The sequence below is a fragment of the Neisseria sp. genome (genome assembly GCF_030523955.1).
Taxonomy (GTDB): Bacteria; Pseudomonadota; Gammaproteobacteria; order Burkholderiales; family Neisseriaceae; genus Neisseria.
Window position 1 is genome coordinate 1 of the sequence record NZ_JAUNHL010000074.1, and the last position, 11744, is coordinate 11744.

10 protein-coding genes are annotated in these 11744 nt (G+C 55.4%); 2 read left to right on the forward strand and 8 right to left on the reverse strand.

The window, feature by feature from the left end:
* Positions 1–166 precede the first annotated feature (166 nt).
* The 3 genes from hflX to Q4C79_RS11960 form a co-directional block, all read right to left on the reverse strand.
* Entirely contained in the window at positions 167–1258 is a 1092-nt protein-coding gene (gene hflX, locus Q4C79_RS11950) for a GTPase HflX (RefSeq protein WP_303091257.1), read from the reverse strand.
* A gap of 222 nt (positions 1259–1480) precedes the next feature.
* Positions 1481–2386, reverse strand: a complete 906-nt coding sequence (locus Q4C79_RS11955) for a phosphatidylserine decarboxylase (protein ID WP_303091248.1) — start codon at positions 2384–2386, stop codon at positions 1481–1483.
* 353 nt (positions 2387–2739) lie between these two features.
* Positions 2740–3903, reverse strand: coding sequence for a PLP-dependent aspartate aminotransferase family protein (locus tag Q4C79_RS11960; protein WP_303091249.1), 1164 nt, complete (start codon positions 3901–3903; stop codon positions 2740–2742).
* A gap of 258 nt (positions 3904–4161) precedes the next feature.
* Between Q4C79_RS11960 and folE2 the strand changes: the two genes are divergently transcribed.
* Positions 4162–4935, forward strand: coding sequence for a GTP cyclohydrolase FolE2 (gene folE2 / locus Q4C79_RS11965; RefSeq protein WP_303091250.1), 774 nt, complete (start codon positions 4162–4164; stop codon positions 4933–4935).
* Positions 4936–5024: 89 nt separating this feature from the next.
* The gene (gene dsbD / locus Q4C79_RS11970) at positions 5025–6833 is read left to right on the forward strand and encodes a protein-disulfide reductase DsbD (RefSeq protein WP_303091251.1); all 1809 of its coding nucleotides are present in this window, start codon (positions 5025–5027) and stop codon (positions 6831–6833) included.
* A 469-nt stretch (positions 6834–7302) separates the two neighbouring features.
* Here dsbD and Q4C79_RS11975 read toward each other — a convergent pair whose 3' ends face one another.
* The 5 genes from Q4C79_RS11975 to Q4C79_RS11995 form a co-directional block, all read right to left on the reverse strand.
* Entirely contained in the window at positions 7303–8067 is a 765-nt protein-coding gene (locus Q4C79_RS11975) for a ParA family protein (protein WP_303091252.1), read from the reverse strand.
* Positions 8068–8078: 11 nt separating this feature from the next.
* Positions 8079–8708 (reverse strand): 16S rRNA (guanine(527)-N(7))-methyltransferase RsmG, encoded by a 630-nt coding sequence (gene rsmG / locus Q4C79_RS11980; RefSeq protein ID WP_303091253.1) that lies wholly within the window; start codon positions 8706–8708, stop codon positions 8079–8081.
* A gap of 248 nt (positions 8709–8956) precedes the next feature.
* Positions 8957–9433 carry a peptidoglycan-binding protein LysM gene (lysM, locus tag Q4C79_RS11985; RefSeq protein ID WP_303091254.1) on the reverse strand — a complete coding sequence of 159 codons (477 nt, stop codon included), beginning with the start codon at positions 9431–9433 and terminating at the stop codon, positions 8957–8959.
* A 481-nt stretch (positions 9434–9914) separates the two neighbouring features.
* Positions 9915–10820 carry a DMT family transporter gene (locus tag Q4C79_RS11990; RefSeq protein WP_303091255.1) on the reverse strand — a complete coding sequence of 302 codons (906 nt, stop codon included), beginning with the start codon at positions 10818–10820 and terminating at the stop codon, positions 9915–9917.
* The gene (locus tag Q4C79_RS11995) at positions 10817–11410 is read right to left on the reverse strand and encodes a TetR/AcrR family transcriptional regulator (protein ID WP_303091256.1); all 594 of its coding nucleotides are present in this window, start codon (positions 11408–11410) and stop codon (positions 10817–10819) included. Before Q4C79_RS11995 ends, Q4C79_RS11990 begins: the two co-directional genes overlap by 4 nt.
* Positions 11411–11744: the final 334 nt, after the last annotated feature.

Here is an 11744-nt window from a genome sequence, read left to right on the forward strand (position 1 = left end):
CCGTGGGAGATTTTATGACTGCATTGCTACGGAGTTCTTATTTTAATTGACTATAAATCTACTATAATTTTAGATACAAAGACAGTACACACCCACGGAACCGATTCTGTTACCGCTTTAGCGGCTTACAAAATCGTTCTCTTTGAACCAAGACACGACAGCGCCGTTACAAGGCCGCTTCCACCATCGCTTGGCGCAACGCATCCAAGCCCCAGCCTTCTTTCACCGAAATATTCACCGCTATCGGCGCTCCTTGCGCATTCCGCAGAATGCCCGCCTCCCGCGTGTGCGCCGGCAATAAATCGATTTTGTTGTACACCACAAGCTGCGGCACTTCGCCCGCGCCGATTTCTTGCAGCACTTCGTTCACATCGTCTATCTGCCGCTCAAACTCGGGATGAGCGGCATCCACCACATGCAGCAATACGTCGGCCAGCGCGGTTTCTTCCAAGGTGGCCGAAAACGCCGCCACCAAACCGTGCGGCAGATCGCGCACGAATCCGACCGTATCGGTGAGGATCACGCTGCATTCGGGCGACAGATACAGCCGGCGGGCAGTGGTGTCCAGCGTGGCGAACAACTGGTCTTTAGCCAATACGTCGGCTTTGGTTAATCGGTTGAACAGGCTGGATTTGCCGGTATTGGTATAACCGACCAGCGCGAACGTTTTCAATTGGCCGCCCATGCGGGCTTTGCGGCGGGTGGCGCGTTGCTTTTCCACATTGGCCAGCTGGCGCTTGAGCGCGGTAATTTTTTGGCTGATCAAACGGCGGTCGGTTTCCAACTGGGTTTCGCCCGGCCCCTTCAGGCCGATGCCACCTTTTTGGCTTTGCAAATGGCCGTAACCACGCACCAATCGGCCGGACAAATGGGTGAGCTGCGCCAATTCGACTTGCAGCTTGCCCTCCTGACTTTGCGCGCGCTGGGCGAAAATCGCCAGAATCAAGCCCACCCGGTCGAGTACGCGGCATTGCAGCGTTTTTTCCAGATTGCGCTCTTGAGTGGGTGTTAATTCGTGGTTGAACACCACCAGTTCGATTTCGTGCGCCCGCACCGCTAGGGCCAACTCCTCCGCCTTGCCGGTGCCGACAAACAGCGCCGAATGCGCCTTATCGCGTTTGGCGGTTTGAATGTCGACAAGCTCGCCGCCGGTAGCCGCCACCAATTCCGCCGCTTCGGCCAGCGCCGCTTGGAACGAGCGTTCGCGCGTTTCGTTGGCACCCGAATAATCGGCGGACAGCATCACACCCACCAGCATCACGCGTTCGGGTTTGCTTAAAGATTTGTCGGGTTGGCGTTTGCTCAAGATGGTTTCCTTTGGCAGCGGATTCGTGGTTTATTGACGGATAGCTATTGTAGAGGGCTGTAGCAGTAGGCGACAAGTATGCCTGTCTGAAAAAATTTTGCTGCGGGTTCTCATAACAAAACGGCTTTCAGACAGGCATCCGAAAGCCGTTTTAGCGTTTATCGTAATAAAAACTTAAGAGCGTGTTTCGCGCTCGGCGGCGGCGCGCACCTTGTCGGCGGCCTCTTCAATCACCTGCTGCTCGGAAGCCGCATCGGCAAGCGCTTCCGCTGCCGGTTGTTGCACCGCTTCGCCAACGGTTGCTGCTGCCGATTCTTTAGCCGCTTCCGCTGCCGGTGCGGCGGCGGCAGCCTGAATCGGCGCGCTATCGGGTTGGACAACTTGCGCCGCTTGGCTTTGGCTTGGTGCCGGTGTTTCGGGCGCGGCGGTTTCGCTTAGCGGCAAACGGGCGAGAATGGTGGAGCTGGCGGATACTTTGTCGCCAATCGCCACTTGCGGCACGGCGTCAACCGGCAGGTAAACGTCCACCCGCGAACCGAAGCGGATAAAGCCGTAGCGCTCGCCGCGGCGCAGTTTGTCGCCCGGGCGGCTGTAGCACAAAATACGGCGCGCCACCAAACCGGCTACTTGCACGAAGGTGATTTTGCGGCCGCTCTCGGTGGTCATCAACACGGCGTTGCGCTCGTTCTGCTCACTGGCTTTGTCCAGATCGGCGTTAAGGAATTTGCCGGGATAGTATTCCACGCGATCCAGCACACCGTCGGCAGGCGAACGCTGCGAGTGTACGTTGAACACGTTCATAAACACGCTGATTTTCAGCGCTTCGGTAAAACGGTAAGGATCGGTGGTGCGCTCGACCACCACGATGCGGCCGTCTGCCGGGCAAAGTATGGCATCGGCATCTTGCGGCACCGGGCGCGGCGGGTCGCGGAAAAACTGCAAGGCAAACAGGGTAAACAGCCAGAACGGCAAAGCCAGCCAGCCTGAGCAAGGGGTAAGTACCAGGCTGAGCAAGAGGCCGCCGATGATAAACGGCCAGCCTTCGCGGGCAATAATCGGATGGGGATAGCGATCCTTCATGATGTTCCTTTTGGCGGGGAAATTTCGGCAAAATGCGGCACTAACCATTCGTAATGCCGGGTTTTGTGCCGATTATAACCGAATATTCCGGGGCTTGCCGATTGCGCTTGAAAATGCCTGTCTGAAAACTTCGTGCCCAGCGCCTATCTTTCAGACAGGCAGAGACCTTTGCAAAATTCTTTTCGATAACTGAAAACACTTGCGTCATGCTCGGGCTTGACCCGATCATCTTTTTGTTTTGAAAGAAAAAGCAGATACTCGGGTCAAGCCCGAGTATGACGAGATATCAATAAAATCAGGATTAAAAAGTTTTTTGCAAAGGTCTCAGGCATGCTTCTTACTTCAAGAAACAGTTAAGCCACGGTGTTTAAAGCGGCATCCAAATCCGCCCAAATATCTTCCACGTCTTCCACGCCGATGGAAAAGCGCAGCAGACCGATTTTGATGCCGGCGGCGGTTTTGATGTCGTGCGGCACGCCGCTGTGCGATTGCGAATAGCAGTGGTTAACCAAGCTTTCCACGCCGCCCAAGCTGGAGGCCATCTGCACCATGTTCAGGTTTTTAATCACGCTGTTGGCGGCTTCTTTGCTGTCGTTTTTCAGCCAAACGGTAACCACGCCGCCGAAACCCTTCATTTGCCGCTTGGCCAGATCGTGATGCTCGTGCGAAGGCAGGCCGGGGTAGAACACTTTATCAACGGCCGGATGCGCTTCCAGGCGGCGGGCGATTTCCAGCGCGTTTTCGCAATGGCGCTGCATGCGCAGAGCCAGCGTTTTGATGCCGCGCAGCACCAGCGCGCAGTCCATCGGCCCGGCCACGCCGCCGGTGTTCATCATCATGGTGCGCATCGGGCGTGCCAATTCTTCGGTTTTCACCGCCACCACGCCCATCAGCACATCGGAATGGCCGCACAGGTATTTGGTGGCGGAATGGAACACGATGTCGCAGCCCATGTCGAGCGGATTTTGCAGATAGGGCGTGGCGAAGGTGTTGTCGATGCCCACCAGCGCGCCGGCGGCTTTGGCTTTGGCGGCCAGCGTTTCGATGTCGACGAGGCGCAGCAGCGGGTTGGACGGCGTTTCCAGCCACACCATTTTCACATTTGCGTGTTCAGCCAATGCTTTATCGAGATTGGCGGGGTTGGTTAAATCGGCAAACACCACGTTCACGCCCCACAGGGTATACACTTCGGTGAGCAAATCGTAGCTGCCGCCGTAAATGTCGCTCACCGCGATGATGGTGTCGCCGGGGCGCAGAAAAGCGCGGTACACGCAATCAATACCGGCCATACCGCTGCCGAAGGCGAAACCGGCTGCGCCGTGTTCCAGCGCGGCAATGGTGTCTTCCAGCACTTTGCGAGTGGGGTTACTCGCGCGGGCGTAGCGGTAAGGAATCTGTTCGCCGATTTCTTTCATTTTGAACATACTGTTCTGATAAATCGGCGGCATGATGGCGCGGTTGTGCTCTTCGGGGTCGTAGCTGCTGTGGATGGCTTCGGTGGCGAAACGGTATTTCATGGTGGCTCTCCTGTGGGAATCAGCCGATTTTAGGCGCTCCTGCAAATGCTGGCAACCAAGCGGGCTTTTGTTTGGCCAAACTGCCCCTATCTTGCCTGCCTGGCCGTGCCGATGCCGCGACCATAGCCATTCTCAATCCGGACCGCATTGCCCGATAGCGCAGTCCGCTATATACTGGCGCCTTCACACACCCAACCGCTTGAAACCTTTACATAATCTTTACAAAGGTTCGGCTTCCCAACAGAGGATTTACCCCGCATGAACGCCATCGCCGATGTGCAAAGCAGCAAAGATTTACGAAACATGCCGATTAACCAGGTCGGCATCAAAGATTTGCGTTTCCCCATCCGCTTGAAAACCGCCGCTGGTATCCAACACACCGTTGCCCGCCTGACCATGACCGTGCGCCTGCCGGCCGACCAAAAAGGCACCCATATGTCGCGCTTTGTCGCGCTGATGGAAACCCAGCACAGCGCGCTGGATTTCGACGAGTTGAACAACCTCACCCAGAAAATGCTGGAGCTTCTGGATTCCGATGCCGGCCGCATCTGCATCAGCTTTCCTTATTTCCGCCAGAAATCGGCGCCGGTTTCCGGCATCCAATCACTGCTGGATTATGACGTTACCCTGTGCGGCGAAGTGACCGACGGCGAATACCGCCATCACCTGAAAGTATTGGTACCGGTGACCAGCCTGTGCCCCTGCTCGAAAGAAATCTCGGATTACGGCGCGCACAACCAGCGCTCGCACGTAACCGTATCCCTAGTCTGCCATCAGAATGTCGCCCTCGACGACGTAATCGATTTGGTGGAGGAACAAGCCTCCTGCCAGCTCTACGGCCTGCTCAAACGCCCGGACGAAAAATACGTTACCGAACGCGCTTACGAAAACCCGAAATTCGTCGAAGACATGGTACGCGACGTCGCCGTCGCCCTGCGCCAAAACGAGCATATCGACAGCTTCGTGGTGGAGAGTGAAAATTTCGAGAGCATCCACAACCATTCGGCTTACGCCTATATCGCCTATCCTTAACGAAATGCCTGTCTGAAAACATTGCGCAGCCGAACGATGGCCGAACCAATTTTCAGACAGGCATTTAAACCATTGTTCCGCTTACCTTAATGGCCAATACCGTACCCCGTTCCTTCTTCTACCAAGCGCTGCTGTTTTTCACCGCGCTGCTTGCCCTGCTGCCCGCCGCTTATGCGGTAGACGCTTCCCAGCTGTTGCCGCCCGAGCAGGCGTTCGCACCGCAAGTATTGGCCGCAGAAGACGGCATCAACGTGCAATTTGCCGTGGCCGAGGGCTATTATCTCTACCAGTCGAAAATCACCGCCGCTACCGAACCGGCAGGCTTGTTGGGAGAAGCCGGTTACAGCCCGGGCGAAATCAAAGAAGACGAATTTTTCGGCCGGCAAACCGTTTACCACCGCGCCGCACAAGTCAACTGGCCCTACCGGCAAAAACCCGGTTCAGGCTACCGCCTAACCCTTACTTACCAAGGTTGCGCCGATGTCGGCGTGTGCTATCCGCCGGTACAAACCCATTTCGATATTCAAGGCAGCGGCCTCTATCAGCCGGAAAACCAAGCGCCTGCCAGCGGCAAAGAACGCTTCCTCGCCCCCGCACCCGCCGGCGGCGACAGTACGCCCGCCCCCGCAAGCAAACGCTTCACCCTCTCTTGGGATACCTTGGGCGCCAACTTGTTGGCGTTTTTTCTCGCCGGCTTAGGCCTAAGCTTTACCGCCTGCATGTATCCCTTGATTCCCATCGTTTCCAGCATCGTGGTCGGCGACAAACAAAGTACCAAAGGCCGCGCTTTCTTGCTGACCACCGTTTACAGCCAAGGATTGGCGCTCACCTACACTCTGGTCGGCGTCAGCGCCGGGCTTACCGGCTCCTTGCTGACGGTGTGGCTGCAACAGCCGTGGGTGGTACTTTCCGGCGCCGCATTGATGGTCGTATTCGCACTGGCCATGTTCGGCCTGTTCAACCTTCAGCTGCCCGCCGCCCTGCAAAGCTATTTCCAGCAGCAAAGCAGCCGCCTCTCCGGCGGACGCATCGCCTCCGTGTTCGGCATGGGCATGTTCTCCGCGCTGATTATCGGCCCCTGCGTCGCCCCTCCCTTGGCTGCGGCACTCGGCTACATCGCGCAAACCGGTGATGCCGCGCTCGGCGGCATTGCGCTCTACGCCTTGGCACTCGGCACCGGCCTGCCGCTGATCTTAATCGGCACCTTCGGCGCACATATCCTGCCCAAAGCCGGCCCGTGGATGACCGGCGTGCGCCACGCCTTCGGCTTTATCATGCTGGCCGCCGCCGTTTATCTGGCCACACCCTATTTGCCTTACGGCGTGGCCGCCGCCGCATACAGCCTGTTGTTGATTATTCCCGCCGGCCTCTTGATGGCCAAACTCGGCCGCCTGCCGCTGCGCTTGAAAACCGCCTCGCTGCTGCTGGCCGGCGCCCTGCTTACCGGCGGCCTGTGGTTCGGCTGGCAAAGTAACCGCGGCCAGAGCACCGCGCTGCATCACTTTTTAACCCTGTATCCTACGCAAGACACCGCACCCGCCCACCATACTTATACTTCGGTCAGCGAACTGAAAACCGCTATCGCCGCCGCGCTCAAAGCCGATCCGAGCACGCCGGTATTGCTCGACTTTTATGCCGACTGGTGCGTTTCCTGCAAAGAGATGAACGCCTATACCCTCAACCAAGCCGAAGTCACCGCCGCCGTGCCTATGCAGCGTTTTTTCACGATAGACGTCACCGCCAACAGCCCGGAACACCAAGCATTGCTGAAAGAATACGGCCTGTTCGGCCCGCCCGGTATTTTCGTGCTGAAGGCCGACGGCAGCCGCAGCGAAGCATTGCTCGGCTATGTGAAACCGCAGGCTTTTATCGAATGGTACCGGCAAGCGGCGAAATAAGATTGGCGGTTCAAAATGCCTGTCTGAAAACCTTTTGGCTTCGCTGAAACGCACAAGCTTATTTTCAGACAGGCATTTGTTTGTTGCCGGGCCATTCTACTTAACAACCGTTTCATCATGCTCGGGCTTGACCCGAGTATCTCTTTGTTCCAAAAGAAATACCAGATACTCGGCTCAAGCCCGAGTATGACGAGATATAGCAGATTAACTTAACTTTCGCTACGGCGTTGCTGCGCCTTAGCTCAAAGAGAACGATTTTGTAAGCCGCTAAAGCGGCAACAGAATCGGTTCCGTACTACTTGTACTGTCTGCGGCTTGCTGTCTTGTATCGAAGTAATTAAATCTGCTATACAAATACTGCAAAGACCTCTGATGCGGCGGAACATCCATCATACAAACCGCAAGAGAAATGCCTGTCTGAAAACCCTTTCAGACAGGCATTTTGCTAACCGGCAAAACACGCAACGATTTACTTGCGCGAGAGCAGTTCCTCGGCCAACGCCAAATAAGCCAGCGTTCCTTTCGCTTTGGCATCGTAGGCCAGCGCCGGCAGGCCGTGGCTGGGCGCTTCGGCCAGCCGCACATTGCGCGGAATGGTGGTGGCAAACAGCTGTTTGCCAAAATGCGCCTGCAATTGCTCGGTAACCTCCTGCGAAAGGCGGCTGCGGCTGTCGTACAAAGTACGCACGATGCCGACGATATCCAAGCGCGGATTGATGGCCTGGCGGATTTTGCGCACCGTCGCCACCAGATCGGAAATACCTTCCAGCGCATAGTATTCGCACACCATCGGCACCATCACGCCCTCGGCCGCAACCAAGCCGTTCAGGGTGAGCAAGGTCAGCGTGGGCGGGCAATCGATGAGCACATAGTCATAGTCGTTCAATACCGGCTCCAGCGCATTTTTCAGGCGCATTTCGCGGGCGATTTCCTGCACCAGTTCCACTTCGGCGCCGGCCAGCGTACGGTTGGCCGCCAATACGTCATAGCCGCCCGCCTCGCTGCGGACCACTGCATCTTTCACTTCGGCCTCGCCGAGCAACACCTGATAAACGCCGCTTTCTATACTGCTTTTATCCACGCCGCTGCCGGTGGTGGCGTTGCCCTGCGGATCCAGGTCAATCACCAATACCCGCTTGCTGTGATGCGCCAGCGAAGCGGCTAAGTTCACTACGGTGGTGGTTTTGCCGACGCCGCCTTTTTGGTTGGCCACGGCGATAATTTTTGCTGTCATCGCTCTGCCCCTCAGCCTTTTTTCGGACGCATAATCACCATATGGCGCTCGCCCTGCAACATCGGAATCTCGATTTTTTCCACTTTCTCCACCTCTACCGAAGCGGGAACGTGTTCCAGCTCTTCATAAGGGTAAACCCCCTTCATCGCCGCCCAATAGCCGTTTTCATTCAGCAAATGTTTGGTCAGCGAAATAAAATCGGCCAATTCGGCAAAGGCGCGGCTGGTTACCACGTCCACATCCTTATCGTGCATGGCTTCTACCCGGCCGCTGGCCACGGTAACGTTGCTCAGGCCCAATTCAATCACAACCTGCTGCAAAAAAGTGGTTTTTTTGGTGTTGGAATCCAATAGGGTAATCTGCAAATCCGGCCGGCAGATGGCAGTGGGAATACCGGGCATACCGCCGCCGGAACCTACGTCCATCAAGGTTTTCGCATCTTTGATGTAGGCAAGCAGGCTCAGGCTGTCGAGAATATGATGGCTGATCATTTTGCTCTCGTCGCGCAGAGCAGTGAGATTGTAGGTACTGTTCCATTTTTTCAACAGGGCAACATATTCCAGCAGCAATAATTGCTGCGCGGTGGTCAATTTCAGCCCCATCTGCTGCAAACCTGCCTGCAGTTGTTGTTTGCTGTCCATTTACTTCTTATCCTTAACGCATTTTCTGATTGGGCATAATCTTATCCGAAAACGCGTGTTTACGGGGATGAATTGTTCAATGTCCTGCGCTAAATTCTTATGGGAAACCAACTCCGTTTGCCCATATCTGTTGACCTGAGACCTTCCTATTTCCGAATTCATCCGCTTTGGCAAACGCATTCCAAAAAACGGCGACCGCCCAAGCTTGTTTGTGCTTGGCGGCCGCCGTTTTTATTACGGGCGTTAACTTATGCGGGAATGCGCAATTTCTGGCCGACGTAAATTTTATCGGGATGGCTCAACATAGGTTTGTTGGCCTCAAAGATCTTCATATACTGGTTGGCGTCGCCATAGTATTTTTTCGCAATACCCGACAAAGTATCGCCACTGACCACATCATGGTATCGGGCTTCAGTTTCAGCAGGGAAAGAGAGCCGGTTGTCTACATCGGATACGCCGGTAACGTTGCCGGCCGCCAATACGGCTTTTTCTGCCGCTTCCTGCGAGGGCGCGGTACCGGAAAGGGTTACAGTGCCTGTGGCGCCGTCGAAAGCAACGTTCAGGCCGCCCAAGCCCAAATTTTGGGTTTCGATGTATGTTTTAATCGCAATGGCGGCTTTGGCGTTGAGATCATCAACATTGGCGGCGGCCGCTGCTGCTACTTCTTCTTCGTTTTTACCAAAGAGTTTTTCACCGGCGTTTTTGATAAAGCTGAACAAACCCATAAAGCTTCCTTTCTTTTTATCTTTTAAATAAATGCGTTAGAACCAAACACAGAGAACGATTTAAAGCTACCCAACCTACTTAACGGTAGCAGCCGGCTCTGATTCATTTGTTCGCCACACTTCACAATACACCGCCGTACCGTTATCCCGTCGGCGGCAGGTTTCGCTGATTGCTAGCGCGACCATATTGGTAGGATTTTGATGGCTTGGCAAGACGAAACAGCTTGCCCTTACCCGTTTTAACATATCGTTTCACGTTTGAGGTTTGCATTTTCAGACAGGCATGGGGGTAAGTTTAGATATAGCGGATTCACACATTTTCGATACAAGGCAGCAAGCCGCAGACAGTACAAGTAGTACGGAACCGATTCTGTTGCCGCTTTAGCGGCTTACAAAATCGTTCTCTTTGAGCTAAGGCGCAGCAACGCCGTAGCGAAAATTAAGTTAATCCGCTATAGTGAAACAAAACCCGGCTTTCCCACTATGATTTTGGCGCTTTCACCGGCCAAGTAATACAAACCAAACACATCAAAATCAGCACAATGCCCAGCCAGCCCTGTGCCGGCAAGCGCTCGCCGACAATCAGTACCGCCAACACAGCGGCTACCACCGGCTCGAACAGCGTTAAAGTTACGGCATTGCTGGCAGGAATACGCGCCAAGCCATAGCCGAAGCAAAGATAGCCGGCAAACATCGGCACCAACGCCATATACAGGCCGACCGCCAAATTGCTACCCAAAGAGAGCAAAGGCGCACCGGTTAACAGCAATACCGGCAACAGCAACAACGCGCCGCTGCCGAAAGTCGCCCCCATCGCCGCCTTGGCCGCCACACCGCTCAACATCAAGCGGCGTGCCGTCCACGAATACAGCGCATAAGTCAGCCCCGCCAACAAGCCCAACAAAATACCGCCAACCACCGCTTCGCCGCCCATCGCGCCGTGGCTTTCAGCCGCCGCCAGTAAGCCCATTCCGGCCACACCCAACAGCGCACCGGCCAACCAGCGCAGGCTCAACGGTTGCCTATCAAAAACATATTCGATTAAGGCAGACAACAATGGCGCCGAGCCGATGGTCACCACGGTGCCGACGGTAATGCCCGCCAGCCGCATCGAGCCGTAAAACGCCAACGGATACACCGCTACCGCCACCGCTCCGATCAACAGCAACAACCAATTTCGGCGCAAACCCTGCCAATGCTTTGCCATCGAACGGATGGCCAGCAAGGCCTGCAACAAACCGCCGCCGCCCATTGCCGCCGCGCCGATGGCCATGGCCGGCACCTCAGGCGCAAACGCCGCCGCCGTACCGGTGGTACCCCATAATGCCGCCGCCATCAATACCGCCAGGCTGCCCAACCAACGCCTGCCTTGCACCGCCGTATTCATGATGCGGCACGCTGCGCTTCATCCAGCAAACGCTCCGCCATCACCGATGCCTGCTGCATACAAACACTGCTGCCTTCCAACCCGGAACGGGTAATCGCACCTTCCAACAAAAAAGCCAAATGGCGTGCCAATACATCTGCCGTATGCCTGTCTGAAACCATGGCTTGCAAATGGCCGTGTAAAATCTGCTCCACTTCTTCTTTGTGCATACGCACGATGTCTCGCCCCTCGGCGCCCGCCGGCAATTCCGCTGCGGCATTAAGCAAACCGCAGCCGCGGAATCCGTTTTCATAAGCCAATTCGGCATGATCCTGATAAGCGGCAAACACCGCCAGTACACCCTGCCGCGGCGTCTCCACCTTCTCCAGCCGGCGTGTGTACAAATCCAGCCATTCCTGATGACGAACCTGCAAGTAGGCCGCCACCAAATCGGCTTTCGAAGCGAAATGGTTGTACAAACTCTGTTTGGCCACACCCGCCCGCTTAGTGATGCTGTCGATGCCGGTAGCCGCAATACCTTGTTCGTAAAACAATACCGCAGCGGCCGCAAGCAAACGTTCGCGTACCGGTACAGAGGTGGACTCGTTCATTTGATTTTCCTTCTAATCAATTTAGAATGACCAGTCTACCTAATACCAGAAATGCCGTCAAACCTGAAAAAACGTATAGCGGATTTAATGAGTTTGATACAAGGCAGCAAGCCGCAGACAGTACACATGTACGAAACCGATTCTGTTGCCGCTTTAGCGGCTTACAAAATCGTTCTCTTCACTCTTTGGCGCAGCAGAGCCTTCGCGAAAGTTAAGTTAATCCGCTATACCGCCGCAACGTAGCCGACAGATCCTAGGGACTGTCGACAATTAACCGGCGAAGTGGTTTTTTGAGGCAAAAACCGCGTATGCAAGGCAAAAAGCACAGCAAGGT

What these genes read in the sequence shown, in the direction of transcription:
- hflX (WP_303091257.1), bottom strand. Translation starts at nt 1,258, where the DNA reads ATGCTGGTGGGTGTGATGCTGTCCGCCGATTATTCGGGTGCCAACGAA.
- Q4C79_RS11975 (WP_303091252.1), bottom strand. Translation starts at nt 8,067, where the DNA reads ATGACAGCAAAAATTATCGCCGTGGCCAACCAAAAAGGCGGCGTCGGC.
- dsbD (WP_303091251.1), top strand. Translation starts at nt 5,025, where the DNA reads ATGGCCAATACCGTACCCCGTTCCTTCTTCTACCAAGCGCTGCTGTTT.
- rsmG (WP_303091253.1), bottom strand. Translation starts at nt 8,708, where the DNA reads ATGGACAGCAAACAACAACTGCAGGCAGGTTTGCAGCAGATGGGGCTG.
- lysM (WP_303091254.1), bottom strand. Translation starts at nt 9,433, where the DNA reads ATGGGTTTGTTCAGCTTTATCAAAAACGCCGGTGAAAAACTCTTTGGT.
- Q4C79_RS11955 (WP_303091248.1), bottom strand. Translation starts at nt 2,386, where the DNA reads ATGAAGGATCGCTATCCCCATCCGATTATTGCCCGCGAAGGCTGGCCG.
- Q4C79_RS11995 (WP_303091256.1), bottom strand. Translation starts at nt 11,410, where the DNA reads ATGAACGAGTCCACCTCTGTACCGGTACGCGAACGTTTGCTTGCGGCC.
- Q4C79_RS11990 (WP_303091255.1), bottom strand. Translation starts at nt 10,820, where the DNA reads ATGAATACGGCGGTGCAAGGCAGGCGTTGGTTGGGCAGCCTGGCGGTA.
- folE2 (WP_303091250.1), top strand. Translation starts at nt 4,162, where the DNA reads ATGAACGCCATCGCCGATGTGCAAAGCAGCAAAGATTTACGAAACATG.
- Q4C79_RS11960 (WP_303091249.1), bottom strand. Translation starts at nt 3,903, where the DNA reads ATGAAATACCGTTTCGCCACCGAAGCCATCCACAGCAGCTACGACCCC.